The sequence below is a fragment of the Acinetobacter sp. S40 genome (genome assembly GCF_016624705.1).
Taxonomy (GTDB): Bacteria; Pseudomonadota; Gammaproteobacteria; order Pseudomonadales; family Moraxellaceae; genus Acinetobacter.
Window position 1 is genome coordinate 139,728 of the sequence record NZ_JACVTU010000001.1, and the last position, 16,328, is coordinate 156,055.

Here is a 16,328-nt window from a genome sequence, read left to right on the forward strand (position 1 = left end):
ATAAGATAGAAAATCGATTTGAAAAAATAGTAAAAGCCCGTTAAACTGGCTTTACTTCATTGGGGAGTAGCCTCCAATTACGCAAAGTAATTGGGTGATGATCAACATAATTGTTCAACTGAACATGGTCATCATAGCTTGAACGTTTTTCGCGTTCCTGAGTTGGCAAGACCTTTGATTTATCGTTCTGCACTTTTTGGCTAGCAGGGGCGGTAGGTCATAGGTATATATGCTAGCCAGAGAACAGATATGCAAGAATTCCTGATTTCGACTTCTGTTGTTGCCCTTGCTGAAATGGGCGACAAAACCCAGCTCCTTGCGCTTTTACTCGCTGCCCGGTTCCGCAAACCTGTTCCTATCCTCATCGCTATTTTATTGGCCACCACCATTAACCACGGTTTATCCGCTGTGTTAGGTCAATGGCTCACCACGGTACTCAATCCAACTGTCATGGTATGGGTATTAGCTGTTGGATTTATTGGAATGGCGCTTTGGATGTTGATTCCAGATAAACTGGACGATGAAACTGATAGTATTAATAAATGGCAACGCTTCGGTGTGTTTGGCGCAACCTTTATCCTGTTTTTCCTTGCTGAAATTGGAGATAAAACTCAAATTGCAACAGTTGCTCTCGCGGCTCGTTTCGATAGCGTATTTTGGGTTATGCTTGGAACGACGATAGGCATGATGATCGCAAATGCTCCAGCAGTATTTATTGGTAATAAAATGGCGGATCGTTTGCCAATTTCCTTGATTCATAAAATTGGCGCGGCCATTTTTCTAATTGTTGGAATTTCAACTTTGGTACAGCATTACTTTTTTTAATTCTAGTTTAGACATAATTTAAGCATCTGTTCACAGATGCTTTTTTATATTTTATTTTGAAATTTTTGTATCATGTGAATAGAAAAGTAAGTAAAGAGATATGCTTTTAAATAGAAAATTGATTCAATAGTAAAGTGATCATGCAGAAAATAATTTTATGATCTAAACAAATGAGCAATTCATAACAGATTTTGATAGTGACTCTATTTTAAAATAGCAGTAAGGTTAAAACTCCTATTGATATTTTTATTCTGATTAGAATACAGGACCAAAAAATGCAGCTGTTGAATGAACGACAAAGTCTGATTGCCAGTTATATCGTCATTCCTTTAATGTTGTTGATCATTATTCCCCTGCATTTATTGGTAGGTTTGCTATCTGGTTTATTGATATATGCTTTGGTCACCAGCTTAAGTCCTTATATCGAAGGTTTCTTCAATCGCAGATACAGCCGTCTGGCAGTGGTTGCTTTGTTTAGTGTCATTATTATTAGCGTGCTGGTTTTTTTGGTGGTTAGCTTAAGTGCTTATGTCGTGCACGATTTAAAAGATGGCGGTTTATCGGCTGTCAGTACCAATATTGATGCATTACTACATAAATTTCAGCAGGAGTTTAGTGGATATTTTTTGGGAATATTTCCTGAAAGTATTGATGAAATGAAAGACTATTTGTTGAGATGGTCAAAAGATCATGCCGGAACCTTACAACATGCTGGAACTGACGTATTACATGCTTTTGTCACCATGATTATTGGCATGATTTTAGGTGCGCTTATTTCGCTCAATCCCCCGCAGGAAGATGAACACACTCCAAGTTTTCGTCGAGCTTGCCTACAACGGTTGCATGTGCTTTATCAGGCATTTAAAAATGTCGTCTTTGCACAGGTGAAAATTTCCCTAATTAATACGGTTTTATCAGGTCTGTTTATTTTCATTGCTTTACCGTTATTAGGTATGCATTTACCCTTTGGAAAAACATTGGTTATTTTAACCTTTGTACTGGGGTTGCTACCCGTAGTGGGTAATTTAATGTCTAATACGCTAGTCGTACTATCTGCAGTCAGTGTTTCCTTTACAACAGCGGGTATTGCGCTGGTTTATCTCGTGCTAATTCATAAACTGGAATATTTTTTAAATGCCGATATCGTAGGACAAAGAATCAATGCGAAAGCTTGGGAATTATTAATTGCGATGTTGGTACTACAGGCAATTTTTGGTTTAGGTGGTTTAGTTGCTGCACCCATTTATTATGCATATTTCAAAAATGAGATGAAGCAAGCTGGGCTTATTTAAGCTTTTGTTTAGCAAAAATTAGGCATGGGCTGAAAAATTCCCACAATAAAAATGAAAATTAATGGCAAATTTGTTTATAATAGCGCACGGAAACTACCAGTGAGATTGTTATGCTGACCATCGTTCAAGAAGCGTTGACCTTCGATGATGTCTTATTACTCCCTGCCTACTCTACAGTTCTTCCAAAAGATGTCTCCTTAAAGACACGTTTGACCCGCGGTATTCAACTTAATATTCCTCTCGTTTCGGCTGCTATGGATACAGTGACTGAGTCACGTATGGCGATTGCCATGGCTCAAAATGGCGGTATTGGTATTTTGCATAAAAATATGGATATTGCCGCACAAGCAGCTGAAGTGCGCCGTGTCAAAAAATTTGAAGCAGGTATGGTGAAAGACCCAATTACGGTTACGCCTGAAACGACTGTAGGTGAACTAATTGCTATTACACAGGCCAATAATATTAGCGGTGTACCTGTCGTAAAAGATGGCAAAGTTGTTGGGATTGTTACAGGGCGTGATACACGTTTTGAAACGAATCTGGATCAGCCTGTCAGCAATATCATGACGCCACAAGATCGCTTAGTGACAGTGAAAGAAGGTGAGTCCAAAGAAAACATTCAGGCTCTACTGCAAAAGCATCGGATCGAAAAAGTATTGGTGGTCGATGACAGCCATGCCTTGAAAGGTCTGATCACGGTAACTGACTTTCGTAAAGCCGAGCTTTATCCAAATAGCTGTAAAGATGACTTAGGTCGTTTGCGTGTTGGTGCTGCGGTCGGTACAGGTGCTGAAACACCTGCACGTGTTGAAGCTTTGGTTGAAGCAGGTGCCGATGTAATCGTAGTGGATACTGCACATGGTCACTCTGCAGGTGTAATTGAACGGGTACGCTGGGTTAAGCAAAACTACCCGCAAGTTCAGGTAATCGGTGGCAATATTGCAACGGGTGATGCTGCATTAGCTTTACTAGATGCTGGTGCAGATGCGGTGAAAGTTGGGATTGGTCCTGGGTCGATTTGTACTACACGTATTGTCGCAGGTATTGGTGTTCCCCAGATTTCAGCAATTGATAATGTTGCTTCTGCCCTAAAAGAACAAATTCCATTAATTGCCGACGGTGGTATTCGTTACTCAGGCGACTTGGCTAAAGCCATTGCTGCGGGTGCGAGTACGATTATGGTAGGTTCCCTCATGGCGGGTACTGAAGAGGCTCCAGGTGAAGTTGAGTTCTTCCAGGGGCGCTATTATAAAGCGTATCGTGGTATGGGTTCACTTGGCGCAATGTCTGGTGCAACGGGTTCATCTGACCGTTATTTTCAGGATGCCAAGGCGGGTGTTGAAAAACTAGTACCAGAAGGCATCGAAGGTCGTGTTCCTTATAAAGGTCCTATGAGTGCGATTGTGCATCAAATGATGGGTGGTTTACGTTCATCGATGGGCTATACAGGTTCTGCCAATATTGAAGATATGCGTCAGAATACCAAGTTTGTCAAAATTACTTCTGCGGGTATGCAGGAATCACACGTACATGATGTGACCATTACCAAAGAAGCACCAAACTATCGGGTGGGTTAATTTTCACCATACCCACACAGGAAAATGCCGTCAGTTCACTGACGGCATTTTTGTTTTGGTGTAAAGTAATCAGGATGAGAGAAAGGCTGTGATCGAGCAGTCCATAATAAGTGAGTAGAACATGAGTTATTTTGGAACAGATGGCATTCGTGGAAAATTTGGAGAAATGCCAATTACCCCTGAGTTTGCATTAAAATTAGGATTTGCTGCGGGTAAGGTTCTCAAACGTACCAATCCAAAAGCAAAGCCACTGGTCGTTTTAGGGAAAGATACACGACTTTCTGGTTACATTCTGGAAGCAGCTTTGCAAGCAGGTCTTAACGCTGCTGGTGTTTACGTACATTTATTAGGTCCGCTCCCGACTCCCGCCATTGCCCATTTAACTCGTGCGTTACATGCACATGCAGGGATTGTCATTTCTGCCTCACATAATCCTTATTATGATAATGGGATTAAGTTTTTTTCTAGTGAAGGGAAAAAATTACCAGATGATTTACAGGAACAAATTAATAAAGAATTAGAACAAGATATCCAGATCGAAAATACCGCTAATCTGGGTAAAAGCGTACGGATTAAAGATGCCAATGGACGTTATATCGAATTCTGTAAATCGACTTTTCCGTATCATTTTGATCTACGCAATTTAAAGATTGTGGTGGATTGTGCCAATGGTGCGGCTTATAGCGTTGGGCCTGCGGTTTTCCGTGAATTAGGTGCCAAAGTTATTGCGCTATATAACGAACCGAATGGTTTGAATATTAATGAACATTGCGGATCAACCCATCCTGAAAATCTACAAAAAGCAGTAGTAGAACATCAAGCAGATTTAGGAATCGCTTTTGATGGCGATGCTGACCGTGTCATTATGGTCGATCAGTTTGGCCATCAAGTGGATGGTGATCATATCCTCTATATTTTGGCAACTCAGGCCAATAACAAGCCTGCCGGTATTGTGGGTACCGTCATGAGTAACATGGCACTGGAATTGGCACTTGAAAAAGCTGAAGTACCTTTTGTTCGCGCTAAAGTGGGTGATCGCTATGTACTGCAAGCCCTTGAGGAAAATAATTGGGTGACTGGTGGTGAACCATCAGGTCATATTTTAACTTTGGATAAAAGCACCACAGGTGATGCGATTATTGCAGCACTGCAAGTTTTGACGGTCATGGTCGAACAGGAAAAGGCACTGCATGAATTGGTGGCTGACTTTAAACTATTTCCTCAGGTCTTAGTGAATGTTCGTCTTGATCAAATGATCGATCCTTATGCAGTGCCTGCTTTGGTCAGCGAATTTGAAAAAGCCGAAGCTCAACTTAAAGGACGTGGTCGTTTACTGATTCGTAAGTCAGGCACAGAGCCAGTCATTCGAGTGATGGTTGAAGGTGATCAACACGAAGAAGTTGTTGCATTGGCCAATCAGTTAGCTGAAGCAGTACGCAATCACGCTACCGCTGCCTAAGAGGTACAAATATGATTGACCTGATTAAAGACTTGAGTGAACTGCGTCTCAGCTATGAAAAAGGTGAGCTGTATGAGAATCAAGTGAGCCTAAATCCTCATGAGCAATTTTTGCAGTGGTTTAATTACGCACTGGAAGCCAAGGTGCATGAACCTTATGCTATGTCGGTTGCTACTTGTAATTTACAAGGTCGACCTCATGTGCGGACGCTCTTACTGCGTGGTGCAACTGAAGCAGGCTACGATTTTTATACCAACTATGACAGCCAAAAAGGGCAGGACTTAGCTGAAAATCCTTATGTTGAACTGCTTTTTTATTGGCATGATCTAGAACGACAGATTCGTATCAGTGGTCGGGTCAATAAAATCTCTGAGTTGGAAGCGATTGATTATTATCATAAGCGTCCGCGAGATAGCCAGATTGCGGCACATATCAGTACGCCACAAAGCGGTGTAGTTGAAAATCGGGATGTATTGGAACAGCGCTTTCATCAGTTACATGATCAGGTTGGAGACAAAGCTGAACTTCCAAAACCTGAATTTTGGGGCGGATATCGTGTACAGCCTGATTATTATGAATTCTGGCAAGGCAGACCTAACCGTTTACATGACCGATTAAGTTATGAGAAAGTGGACGGTACATGGAAGTTACAGCGTTTAATGCCTTAAATGACCCAATTTCAAATTAAACAGCGCCCTTTATTGACACATCCTGAACAATTTCAAGATGTGCCTCCTTTTATTGCTGAAATTCTGGCACGTCGCGGGGTCAGCTCAAGCGATGAACTTGATTTAAAACTCAAACATTTGCTTGCTCCACAACTTAAAGATCTGGATAAAGCCATTGAACTGATTGATCAGGCCATTGATCAGCAACAAAAGATCGTGATTGTGGGGGATTATGATGCTGATGGTGCGACCAGTACGGCATTAATGATATTGGTACTGCGTGATATGGGCGCAGATGTAGAGTATTTGGTGCCTGATCGCTTTAAATATGGCTATGGATTAACACCTGCTATTGCAGAACTGGCGCATCAGCGTTTTCAACCAGATCTACTTATTACCGTGGACAATGGTATTTCTAGTCATGCAGGTGTTGAGCATTGTCATGCTTTAGGGATGAACGTCATTATTACTGACCATCACCTTACCACCAAAGCTACTCCGCTGGCTGAGGCGGTGGTTAATCCTAACCAATTGGGCTGTGAGTTTCCAAGTAAAGCACTGGCGGGGGTCGGGGTTGCTTTTTACTTACTGGCAAATCTAGCCACGTATCGTAGTAAGTTCAAAAAGAGTAGTTCTAAAATCAGCCAGTATCTGGATCTTGTGGCGTTGGGAACGTATGCAGATGTGGCCAGTCTGGACTATAACAATCGAATTTTGGTGGATGCTGGTTTAAAACGTATTCAGCAACAGCAATGTCGCTTGGGCATTTTAGCGTTGTTGGAAATCTCTAAACGCGATGCTGCCAGTTTAAAAGCGCAAGATTTAGGGTTTGTGCTCGGACCACGTATTAATGCTGCTGGACGCATGGACAGCATGAATATTGGGATTGAGTGCCTATTGGCAGATGACTATGCCAAAGCTTATGAGATTGCAGTACAACTGAATCAGCTCAACGTGGAACGCCGCCAAGTCGAAACCAGTATGAAGCAACAGGCACTCGATTATCTGGCACAGCTTCAACTGGAAATGGAGTGTATTCCTCCCGCATTGGTCTTATTTGAACAGAGTTGGCATCAGGGGGTAATCGGGATTGTTGCAGGACGTTTAAAAGAACAATTTCATCGTCCTAGTATTGTGTTTGCACCCGATGAAGATGGGCAGCATATTAAGGGTTCAGCACGTTCTATTGATGGCATTCATATTCGTGATGCAATTGAACGTGTGGCGGAGCGTCATCCTGATTTGATTAGTCATTTTGGTGGACACGCGGCAGCGGCAGGTTTAACCTTGCATAAAGATCATTTTCAGGCGTTTAAACAGCATTTTACAGATTTGCTGGCGGATATGGATCAGGAGTTATTTCAGGCGACCCTATGGACAGATGGCCGTTTACCTCATGATGCTTTTCATTTGGAAATGTTGAACCAAATTGAGCAGCTTGGGCCGTGGGGACATAAATTTCCCTTACCTCAGTTTGAAGGTGAGTTTCAGGTACTAGACTATCGCTGGCTCAAAGAGAGTCATTTGAAGCTTAAACTGGCTTTGGATCATGGTGCAACAGTGGATGCTATTGCCTTTAATGCAAAAGATAAATTTGAATTCAATCCAATGAAAGAAAGTGTGCGGCTGGTGTATGAACTGGAGCGCAATCAATTTAATGGTTCGGTCAGCTTACAGCTACGGATTATTTATTTAGAACAATAATTGAATTTAGAAAACAACATAAAAGTAGGCTAAATAACGAACTTGCTTTTATTTTGCCCTTTTTATGTGAAATGAAAGCGTTCTTATTTATTCAATAGCGTGATCTGAGCTGTTTTCATCTTGAGGAAATATTTCCTCAATTGTTAATTTAAACTGTCTTGATAATTTGAATGCCAGAGACAGACTCGGGTCATAACGGCCTTTTTCAATGGCATTAATCGTTTGGCGAGACACACCCAGCAAAACAGCCAAATCATTTTGCGATAATCCTTGATTTTTGCGTAGTGTAGGAAGCTTATTTCTCATCGATTGTAATACCAAGAACCTATAATTGTACTCATTGACCAAAAGGTTCCCATCATAGGCCAGACAATAAACATGGTCAGTTTGGGAAATCCAATATTTTCCAAAAAGCCGTAGCTAAAAGTAAGGAATGCGGTGCCGAGGAAACTAATGGCGAGTGCTTGTAATTGAATTTTACGCTGTAATTCATCAAAACGAATAAATTGACGAATAATAACCCAGATCACCAGTATAACGGGAAGCACGGGAAGTAAAGAAACCAAGACTTTTAACGATTGATTTTCAATATGAGTAAGTGCTTTTAATGAAATAATTAAGATCACCACATAAAATGTAATGGCTAAAACTAATTCCAGAACAGCACGAGATTTATTCATTGGATACCTATGTAAAGTTTACTTTACATTAAGAGTATTCGTAATTTATAAAAATGTAAAGTTTTCTTTACATTTTGGAGGTGTAAACGTTTACTAAAATAAAAATTAAATAAAAGATGGGGGACAATGCTGACTGAAATAAATAAGTTATATTCATTAAGTTTTAAAATAAAAAAATCGCTCGATTTGAGCGATTTTTTATAACTCATGTTTCGATTAGAAACGGTAAGCGGCACGTACACCATAAGTATTGTAGTTATCACCGAAACCGACACGGCCTTCAACGCTGACTTGTTGATTCAGGAATTTCTTGGCATTAATGCCCCATTCATCTTTATCTAAAGAGTCATTGTTGTAGTAATCCACACCAAGACTTAAGGTTTTATCTAGGTAGTAGTCACCACGTACGCTGAATTCATCAAGATCACCAAAACCGCCATAAGCTTCAAGGTTTACGTCATGTTGACCCATTTGAGTCACATATTTGGCGCGTAGTGTTGGATCAACACCATCATCACCCCCTTTTACGTCGTAGCCTTTAAGACCTAAAGCAACGAGTAAGCCAGGTACAGGTAAATAACCGACTTCAGCACCATACGTTGTTAATTTACGTTCAGCATTAATGTTGTCGTATTCAAGCTCATCACGTGCAACATTACCACTTAAATAGAAATCTGAATTTGGAACATAGTATTCAGCACCTACACCATAGTTGGTATCTTTAGTACCGCTGTTATCACCATATTTAACATGTGCATTTACATTGCTGGCACGATCAAGGAAGGCAGCTTCAGCAAGTGGTGAGTTACGAGTTTGGACTGGATTGAAATAATAAGTTCCATCTACGCCAAATTTTGTCACACTACTACTATCATCTGGATCTAGATAATCGAGTGAACCACCCACTTCTGCTTGATAAGCATGTGCTGTGCCTACAAATGCCAATGTCGACAATAAAGCAGATGCAATTGCTAATTTTTTCATGGAAAAATCTCCCCTCCAAAGTTTTTAAAATAAATCTTTTGTTACAACTTCAGTCTAGTGGAAAAAAAGAGTGCGTCAATCTTGAGATAGTAACTGTACTGTAATATTGTAAGTTCTATGTAAAAAAAATGTATCAACTATTTGATTTTAAAATTATTTTACAAATGTTTTGTTTTATTAAAAGATACATTGTTTTGTGAGTATTGTATGGGGTTGCGCAAAAAAAGCGCATTTTTGTGAGTAAATATCTCTATTGCACATCATGATAGAGATGATTTTATAGCAAAAAATTACCGCTTAATTTAGTGAATATGAAAAACTTATTCAGACATTTTTAAGTTTATTCCTCCGTTATATGACGCGCTTTTATGCCGACTATAAACGGAATATTTTCAAATCATCCCTTAAAAAACACTTTATGCTAAAATAATGCGCTATTTATTTTTGATGTGAGCACAATCGCGTGGAAATTAATCCTTATCTAAACCAACTAAAAGATTTAACTGAACGTAGTCAAACGCTACGGGGGTATCTTTGACTACGATCTGAAAAAAGAACGGTTAGAAGAAGTCCTGCGTGAATTAGAAGATCCTGCGATCTGGAATGACCAGAGTCGTGCCCAAGCGATGGCTAAAGAAAAAGGCGAGCTTGAAAATGTAATTGGTGTTCTAGAGGGTTTGGCTGATCAGTTAGAAGATGCCAAAGCCATGCTAGACCTAGCTGTTGAAGCCGATGATGAAAGCTTATTGGTCGATGTTGAAAGTGAACTTGGTACGGCAGAAGAAGAACTGGCCAAGTTGGAATTCCGTCGTATGTTTAGTAATCCGATGGATCCAAATCCGTGCTATGTCGAGATTCAGGCTGGTTCTGGTGGTACTGAAGCACAAGACTGGGCATCCATGTTATTACGCATGTACATGCGTTGGATTGAACGTCATGGTTTCAAAGCTGAATTGATGGAAGAATCTGATGGTGACGTCGCGGGGATAAAATCTGCAACTATTCGGGTTGAAGGTGAATATGCCTATGGCTGGTTGCGTACCGAATCTGGTGTACACCGTTTAGTGCGTAAGTCCCCATTTGACAGTGGTAACCGCCGTCATACTTCGTTTAGTGCAGTGTTTGTTTCACCAGAAATTGATGACAATATCGAGATTGAAATCAATCCATCTGATGTACGTACTGATACTTATCGTGCTTCGGGTGCGGGCGGTCAGCATATTAACAAAACCGATTCGGCAGTACGTTTAACCCATACTCCAACGGGTATTGTGGTCGCGTGTCAAAACCAGCGCTCGCAACATGCCAACCGTGATCATGCATGGAAGCAGTTACGTGCCAAGCTCTATGAGCTGGAAATGAGCAAACGTAATGAAGCAGCACAAGCACTTGAAGACTCCAAATCCGATATTGGGTGGGGCAGTCAGATTCGCTCTTATGTTCTTGATGATTCACGTATTAAAGATCTAAGAACTGGGGTTGAAAACTCCAATACTGGCGCTGTGCTAGATGGTGATCTGGACAAGTTTATTGAGGCCAGTTTAAAACAAGGTCTCTAAGTTAAAAGTCACTTGGCAAAGCTAACGTTACATCTCATTACGATATATCTATAAAAATAGATATTAATATTTAAAAAAATGAATATTAATATCGTAATTATTCGATATAATGATTATAGATGCTGAACAATGCTTTGTCATTTAGCCCATGAGCAACGTTTATGGATGTAGATGCGATTTTTAAAGCCTTAGCCAATCCGACTCGTCGGCAAATTTTGCAATGGTTGAAGCAACCTGCCCAATATTTGCCGATGGAAGAGTGTGGCAATTTTGAGCGTGGTATCTGTGCGGGTCACATTGAACGTTTAGGTAATGTTTCCCAATCCACCATGTCTAATCATTTGTCTGTATTACAGCAGGCAGGTCTGATCAAGGTTGAAAAATATGGTCAATGGTCCTATTTTTCGCGTAATGAAGCATTGATTCAGCAATATCTCGATCATTTAAAACAAGCGCTATAATCAGTAGCGTGAGCCGAGGCAATTATGGCTGAATTGAATTCTCCACTGAAAATTGGCGATTTTGAAATTAAAAATCGTCTGGTGCTGGCTCCCTTAACGCGTGCGCGTAGTGGTGAAAGCCGTATTCCTAATCCACTTATGCAGGAATATTATGCGCAGCGTGCCAATGCGGGTTTGATCCTGACTGAAGCGACGGTCATTGCTCCAAAAGCAGTGGGTTATGCAGAGACACCTGGGCTTTGGTCTGAGGAACAGGCGCAGGCATGGCATCCAATTGTTGAAGCTGTACATGCGCAAGGCTCCAAAATTGTGGTTCAACTTTGGCATGTTGGGCGTATTTCTGATCCAGAACTTCTGGATGGCGATACTCCTGTGGCGCCAAGTGCGATTCAACCTGCTGGACATGTAAGCTTATTACGACCAAAACGTCCTTTTGTTACGCCACGCGCTTTATCAATTGAAGAAATTCAGGAGATTGTTGCGCAATATAAACACGCAGCAGAGTTGGCGAAGGTCGCTGGTTTTGATGGGGTGGAGTTACATGCTGCCAATGGTTATTTGATTGATCAATTTTTGCAAAGTACCACCAATCAGCGTGATGATGAATATGGCGGAACGCTAGAAAATCGGGCACGGTTATTGTTGCAAGTGGTGGATGCATTTATTGATGTTTGGGGTGCGGGACGTGTTGGAGTTCATATTGCTCCAAGAGCAGATTCGCATGACATGGGCGATGCCAATCCACTTGAAACGTTTGGTTATGTGATGCAACAACTCAGTCAGCGCCATATTGCCTTTGTTTTTTCACGTGAATATCAAGCTGAAGACAGTATTAGTCCACAATTGCGTCAGCAATTTACAGGAGCTTGGATTGCCAATGAAAATCTTAGTCCTGAATCAGCCAAAGCAATTTTAGCGAACAATGAAGCGGATGCGGTTTCTTTTGGTAAAGCCTATATCGCCAATCCAGATTTGTTGACTCGTCTGGAAACAGGTGCGCCATTAAATGAACTCAATCCTGAAACCATTTATGCCAAAGGTGCAGTCGGTTATACAGATTATCCTGTTCTAGCTGAGCATACACTTAAAGCATAAATAGCTAATTTTCTTTAGAGCGGTGTACTTTAACAAAAGTATGCCGCTCTGTTATATTCAGCCCTGTAAAATTAATTGAGATCAAAATATTTGGCGACTCCATTTTGGTATAACTTTTTATTGGCGTGTATCAAGCCGTTTTATCGCTGGAAGATTAAACAGCGCGCTGAAACAGAGGCACTCTATCAACAGGAATGTCTGGAGCGTTTTGGGCCATTTCAGCCTGTTAAAAATCGTTATGCCTTATGGTTCCACGCGGTTTCAGTGGGGGAAACCAATGCAGCGCAACCTCTTATTGAACATTATCTTAAGATGGGTTATCCAGTTCTGGTGACAAATACCACCAAAACAGGGCAAGCGCGCGCCAAATCATTATTTCTCAAACCGCCTTATCTCGACTTATTTCAGGCAGTGTATTTACCTGTCGATCAAATTAATTTACTCCAGCAGTTTTTTTCAAACTATCAGCCACGTTTTTTAGCGTTGGTTGAAACAGAGTTATGGCCAAATTTGATTGATCAAGCTCGGCAGCAACAGATCGCTGTCATGTTACTTAATGCCAGACTTTCGGAAAAGTCAGCTAAAGGCTATGCTAAGGTTGCAGGTTTAACCCGTGCTATGCTGAGTAAAATGGATCGTTTACTGGCTCAGGATGTGTCCACTCAACAGCGTTATATTGAGCTGGGCGTGGCTGCACAAAAAACAGAAGTAGTTGGAAATATCAAGTTTGATATTTCAGCGCCGCCGCATTTTTTGGAACAAGCCGCACAGCTTAAACAACAATGGCAATTAGCCGAACGTCAAATTATTACGTTGGCGAGTACCCATGCTCCAGAAGAACAATTATTACTTGAGACACTGTTAGAGGATTTACAAAATAATCCTGCTTTATTGTGCATTCTTGTTCCGCGTCATCCTGAGCGTTTTGATGAAGTGTTTCATTTATGTCAAAAATTAAATTTAAATACCCAGCGGCGTAGTTTAGGCCAACAAGTTCAGCTCGATACTCAAGTTTATCTGGCAGATAGTATGGGAGAATTATGGCTTTGGTATGCATTAAGTCAGGTTTGTTTTGTTGGCGGTTCGCTCAATGAACCGGGCGGCGGACACAATATTCTAGAGCCGATGGCGCTTCATGTTCCAACGGTAATTGGTCCGCAGTATTTTAATTTTCAAAACATTGTTGATGAGTGTGTAGCGGAACAAGCGATTAACATTGCGCCGGATGCATCAAGTGCAGTACTTGCACTTCGACATTATTTATATGACCAAGATGCTGCAAAGAATATGACAACTCATGCGCAACAAGTGTTAGCGCATAATCAGGGTTCATTGCAACGTCATATTGCTGTGATTGACCAGTATTTAGATCAGCGGACGGCAAATGAATGAATATTGTGTTATTGCAACCTGAAGATGGTCAGGATGCATTCTGGATTATTCAGCAGCCCAGACAATATCAACATATTATTCAACATTTAAAACTCAATATTGGCGATCAACTCAAAATTGGAATTCGTAATCAGGCGCGCTATTTGGCAGAAATTAAAAAAATTGATGCAGAAAAAATCTGGGTTCAGCCTGTTCAGGAAGAAACGATTCCCGCTAAATTACCAGTGACTTTGGTGGTTGCTTTGCCCAGACCCAAAGTTTTACGCCGTTTAGTCATGGATAGTGTGACATTGGGTGTGGACAAGTTGATACTTATCCACAGTTATCGTGTGGATAAAAGTTATTGGCAGACGCCTTTTTTACAACAACTGGATCATTATGTGACGTTAGGACTGGAACAAGCGGGTGATGTCCATGCACCAGAAATTCAATTATACCAACGCTTTAAGCCGTTTGTAGAAGATATTTTGCCGCAAATGATACAGATAGATAGGCCTGCCTATCTGGCACATCCTTATGCGGAAATTGCCATGCCCCAGACAATTGATCATGCTTGCACTATCATTATTGGGCCAGAAGGGGGATTTATTCCCTATGAGGTGGATTTAATGAAAAATAACGGTTGTCAGGTTTATCATCTGGGCAACCGTATTTTAAGGACTGAAACAGCAGTGTCCTATTTATTGGGGCGCTTGTTTGCTTGAATCTGGAGTAGAAGGGGTACTTACGAGATCGGGGGGAGTGTTTTGGTGAACTTTCAGCTCTTGAATTGGATAAGGAATATTAATACCTTGAGCATTAAAGGCCTGTTTTACTTCAGCCTGAACTTCACTGACCGACGCAGCAATATTGGTTTCAGTGGTATCAATCCACCAGCGCACAGTTAAATTCACTGAAAAGTCGGCCAGTGCTGTAACATTGACACTAAAAGCAGGTTGACTCAAAACATTACGATTATTATTTAGAATATTCATAATAATATCTTTGGCTTTTTGTTCATCATCTTCATAACCAATGCCCACCACAAATTCGCAACGACGGCGCTGATAAGCAGTATTGACGGTAATCGCACTGGTATAAACGGTAGCATTGGGAATCACTAAACGACGGCCATCGGGCGAACGTAGAAAGGTTGCACGAATTTGAATATCTTCAACGGTTCCTTCCATATTATTGACAATAATGTCATCGCCAATACGAAAAGGTTCACCTAATAAAATCAGGACACCCGATAGTAAATTTTGGAAAATATCCTTAAAAGCAAAACCAATTGCCACCGAGCCAATTCCCAATGCACTGACTAACTGACTTGGGGTAAAACCAGGAATGGCAATGACCAATGCAATCAGAAAACCAAAAAACAAGATCAGAACACTGCCGACTCGATTGAGTACCAATACTAGATTTTGTCGAGTATAACTACGATTGGTCAGGGTTTTAGCAATGAAAAATTTAAATAGTTTAGTGAGTAACCAAAAAAATAAAAATACCGCAAGTGCAATACATAAATAAGGTACACGCTCCCAAAAACCATCAACGATTTTATCTATTGCGGTATAGGCGTCATGGTATTTTTCAGTATGTTGAATTACTGATTTTGTGGTTTTTTCACCCGCCTGCTGAATCAGTTGAGCTGTATCAGTTGCAACATCACTCAGTTTATTATCTTCTGCCACATTGAGTTCCAAAATATCAGCATTCAAAAACAAGGCGCTAGTGTATTACGATCACTTATAAGCCTCAACTGCGTTCCAGCTAAGTTTAGAAATAGCTTGTGCCTTTTTGTACGATCTGTGTAGGGCTTTGCAATTCGCCAGTACTGGACATAAATGAAATCAGGCTAGCAATAGAAAATAGACTTAAAATCATCACAATAATCATAAGCCAAGCAAGTATTTTTTCCCAAACTGCCGAGCTACGAGGTGCGCCATAATCATTAAAGCCTTTGCTACCCGGAGCAAAAATCACATAAAGCATAAACAGGAATTGTACGATTGGTATCAGTAATAATAAACATAACCAGCCACTGCGATTAGCGTCATGTAAACGGCGCACTAAAAAAACAATATGAAAATACGCTACGACTACCCATAAGATCACCACACCGGCCCCCATTGCACCACTAAATAGATCCATGACCCGATCATTAATGGAAAACGTATTAAGGCTAAACACTCCAACAAATACGCCCAAAGCTAGGTAAGCAATGACAGTCACGATATTTAAAAAACCGTACCAGCCTAAATAACTGAGGCGATTAAAACGGCCATTGGGGGAAAGTGGATTATCTTTTACTTCAATACTATTTCTTGAGAAGAAAGGAGAATTAGGAGTTGGCTGTGTCATATTTTCCTCATTTATTTTGAATGTTTATATCAGGATGAAATGTTACAGTTTTTAAAAATTGATGAGGCGGTATTTTGAAATCTTCATTAAAAAAAGTATAGCTAAGTACACAAAAAATCAATAATTTTGTTAGAAAAGATAATGTCTGAAATAAAAATTTAGGCTATGTTGGACTAAGACCAAAGCATTATTGTGTGCACTTTTAAGCTGTGTTCATACTGCTTAAAGGTAAAGAAAAATCAATAAGTAAATGACCAGTGACAAAGTCTCGAGATGAGATATCAAA

At 40.6% G+C, this 16,328-nt stretch carries 16 protein-coding genes and 1 riboswitch; of the genes, 11 read left to right on the forward strand and 5 right to left on the reverse strand.

The window, feature by feature from the left end; all coding sequences use genetic code 11:
• Positions 1-49: 49 nt before the first annotated feature.
• A riboswitch (yybP-ykoY riboswitch) is annotated at positions 50-156 on the forward strand.
• Positions 157-249: 93 nt separating this feature from the next.
• From IAE19_RS00665 to recJ, 6 genes are all read left to right on the forward strand, one after another.
• On the forward strand, positions 250-825 hold the full coding sequence (locus IAE19_RS00665; protein WP_200459026.1) for a TMEM165/GDT1 family protein: 576 nt from the start codon (positions 250-252) through the stop codon (positions 823-825).
• A 275-nt stretch (positions 826-1,100) separates the two neighbouring features.
• Entirely contained in the window at positions 1,101-2,117 is a 1,017-nt protein-coding gene (locus IAE19_RS00670) for an AI-2E family transporter (RefSeq protein ID WP_200459027.1), read from the forward strand.
• A 110-nt stretch (positions 2,118-2,227) separates the two neighbouring features.
• On the forward strand, positions 2,228-3,694 hold the full coding sequence (guaB, locus tag IAE19_RS00675; RefSeq protein ID WP_200459028.1) for an IMP dehydrogenase: 1,467 nt from the start codon (positions 2,228-2,230) through the stop codon (positions 3,692-3,694).
• Between the two features lie 121 nt (positions 3,695-3,815).
• Positions 3,816-5,153, forward strand: a complete 1,338-nt coding sequence (gene glmM / locus IAE19_RS00680) for a phosphoglucosamine mutase (protein ID WP_200459029.1) — start codon at positions 3,816-3,818, stop codon at positions 5,151-5,153.
• Between the two features lie 11 nt (positions 5,154-5,164).
• Positions 5,165-5,821, forward strand: a complete 657-nt coding sequence (pdxH, locus tag IAE19_RS00685) for a pyridoxamine 5'-phosphate oxidase (RefSeq protein ID WP_200459030.1) — start codon at positions 5,165-5,167, stop codon at positions 5,819-5,821.
• Positions 5,822-7,525: a single-stranded-DNA-specific exonuclease RecJ gene (gene recJ / locus IAE19_RS00690; RefSeq protein ID WP_200459031.1), complete on the forward strand. Its 1,704-nt coding sequence runs from the start codon at positions 5,822-5,824 to the stop codon at positions 7,523-7,525.
• Positions 7,526-7,612: 87 nt separating this feature from the next.
• Here recJ and IAE19_RS00695 read toward each other — a convergent pair whose 3' ends face one another.
• The 3 genes from IAE19_RS00695 to IAE19_RS00705 form a co-directional block, all read right to left on the reverse strand.
• Entirely contained in the window at positions 7,613-7,831 is a 219-nt protein-coding gene (locus IAE19_RS00695) for a helix-turn-helix transcriptional regulator (protein WP_004985834.1), read from the reverse strand.
• Complete coding sequence (locus IAE19_RS00700; RefSeq protein ID WP_004985833.1) at positions 7,828-8,205, reverse strand: hypothetical protein; 378 nt, start codon at positions 8,203-8,205, stop codon at positions 7,828-7,830. Before IAE19_RS00700 ends, IAE19_RS00695 begins: the two co-directional genes overlap by 4 nt.
• 216 nt (positions 8,206-8,421) lie before the next feature.
• Positions 8,422-9,189, reverse strand: a complete 768-nt coding sequence (locus tag IAE19_RS00705) for a putative porin (RefSeq protein WP_200459032.1) — start codon at positions 9,187-9,189, stop codon at positions 8,422-8,424.
• Positions 9,190-9,652: 463 nt separating this feature from the next.
• Here IAE19_RS00705 and prfB point away from each other — a divergent pair.
• From prfB to IAE19_RS00730, 5 genes are all read left to right on the forward strand, one after another.
• Positions 9,653-10,748, forward strand: a protein-coding gene (prfB, locus tag IAE19_RS00710) for a peptide chain release factor 2 (RefSeq protein ID WP_200459033.1) whose coding sequence is annotated in 2 segments (ribosomal slippage) — positions 9,653-9,724 and positions 9,726-10,748 — 1,095 coding nt in all. Because the reading frame shifts where the segments join, the coding sequence is not laid out codon by codon here.
• 161 nt (positions 10,749-10,909) lie between these two features.
• Entirely contained in the window at positions 10,910-11,209 is a 300-nt protein-coding gene (locus IAE19_RS00715) for an ArsR/SmtB family transcription factor (RefSeq protein WP_200459034.1), read from the forward strand.
• A 24-nt stretch (positions 11,210-11,233) separates the two neighbouring features.
• Positions 11,234-12,304 (forward strand): alkene reductase, encoded by a 1,071-nt coding sequence (locus tag IAE19_RS00720; protein ID WP_200459035.1) that lies wholly within the window; start codon positions 11,234-11,236, stop codon positions 12,302-12,304.
• A 90-nt stretch (positions 12,305-12,394) separates the two neighbouring features.
• Positions 12,395-13,696, forward strand: coding sequence for a 3-deoxy-D-manno-octulosonic acid transferase (locus IAE19_RS00725; protein WP_200459036.1), 1,302 nt, complete (start codon positions 12,395-12,397; stop codon positions 13,694-13,696).
• Positions 13,693-14,400: a 16S rRNA (uracil(1498)-N(3))-methyltransferase gene (locus IAE19_RS00730; RefSeq protein WP_200459037.1), complete on the forward strand. Its 708-nt coding sequence runs from the start codon at positions 13,693-13,695 to the stop codon at positions 14,398-14,400. The genes IAE19_RS00725 and IAE19_RS00730 overlap by 4 nt, the downstream gene beginning before the upstream one ends.
• Here the strand turns inward: IAE19_RS00730 and IAE19_RS00735 are convergent.
• Together IAE19_RS00735 and IAE19_RS00740 are read right to left on the reverse strand one after the other, a co-directional pair.
• Positions 14,377-15,372 carry a mechanosensitive ion channel family protein gene (locus IAE19_RS00735; RefSeq protein ID WP_200459038.1) on the reverse strand — a complete coding sequence of 332 codons (996 nt, stop codon included), beginning with the start codon at positions 15,370-15,372 and terminating at the stop codon, positions 14,377-14,379. The genes IAE19_RS00730 and IAE19_RS00735 overlap by 24 nt on opposite strands.
• A gap of 85 nt (positions 15,373-15,457) precedes the next feature.
• On the reverse strand, positions 15,458-16,042 hold the full coding sequence (locus tag IAE19_RS00740; RefSeq protein WP_200459039.1) for a DUF805 domain-containing protein: 585 nt from the start codon (positions 16,040-16,042) through the stop codon (positions 15,458-15,460).
• Positions 16,043-16,328: the final 286 nt, after the last annotated feature.

Coding starts and splice junctions, on each gene's coding strand:
- IAE19_RS00665 (WP_200459026.1), top strand. CDS start 250: ATGCAAGAATTCCTGATTTCGACTTCTGTTGTTGCCCTTGCTGAAATG.
- IAE19_RS00670 (WP_200459027.1), top strand. CDS start 1,101: ATGCAGCTGTTGAATGAACGACAAAGTCTGATTGCCAGTTATATCGTC.
- guaB (WP_200459028.1), top strand. CDS start 2,228: ATGCTGACCATCGTTCAAGAAGCGTTGACCTTCGATGATGTCTTATTA.
- glmM (WP_200459029.1), top strand. CDS start 3,816: ATGAGTTATTTTGGAACAGATGGCATTCGTGGAAAATTTGGAGAAATG.
- pdxH (WP_200459030.1), top strand. CDS start 5,165: ATGATTGACCTGATTAAAGACTTGAGTGAACTGCGTCTCAGCTATGAA.
- recJ (WP_200459031.1), top strand. CDS start 5,822: ATGACCCAATTTCAAATTAAACAGCGCCCTTTATTGACACATCCTGAA.
- IAE19_RS00695 (WP_004985834.1), bottom strand. CDS start 7,831: ATGAGAAATAAGCTTCCTACACTACGCAAAAATCAAGGATTATCGCAA.
- IAE19_RS00700 (WP_004985833.1), bottom strand. CDS start 8,205: ATGAATAAATCTCGTGCTGTTCTGGAATTAGTTTTAGCCATTACATTT.
- IAE19_RS00705 (WP_200459032.1), bottom strand. CDS start 9,189: ATGAAAAAATTAGCAATTGCATCTGCTTTATTGTCGACATTGGCATTT.
- IAE19_RS00715 (WP_200459034.1), top strand. CDS start 10,910: ATGGATGTAGATGCGATTTTTAAAGCCTTAGCCAATCCGACTCGTCGG.
- IAE19_RS00720 (WP_200459035.1), top strand. CDS start 11,234: ATGGCTGAATTGAATTCTCCACTGAAAATTGGCGATTTTGAAATTAAA.
- IAE19_RS00730 (WP_200459037.1), top strand. CDS start 13,693: ATGAATATTGTGTTATTGCAACCTGAAGATGGTCAGGATGCATTCTGG.
- IAE19_RS00740 (WP_200459039.1), bottom strand. CDS start 16,042: ATGACACAGCCAACTCCTAATTCTCCTTTCTTCTCAAGAAATAGTATT.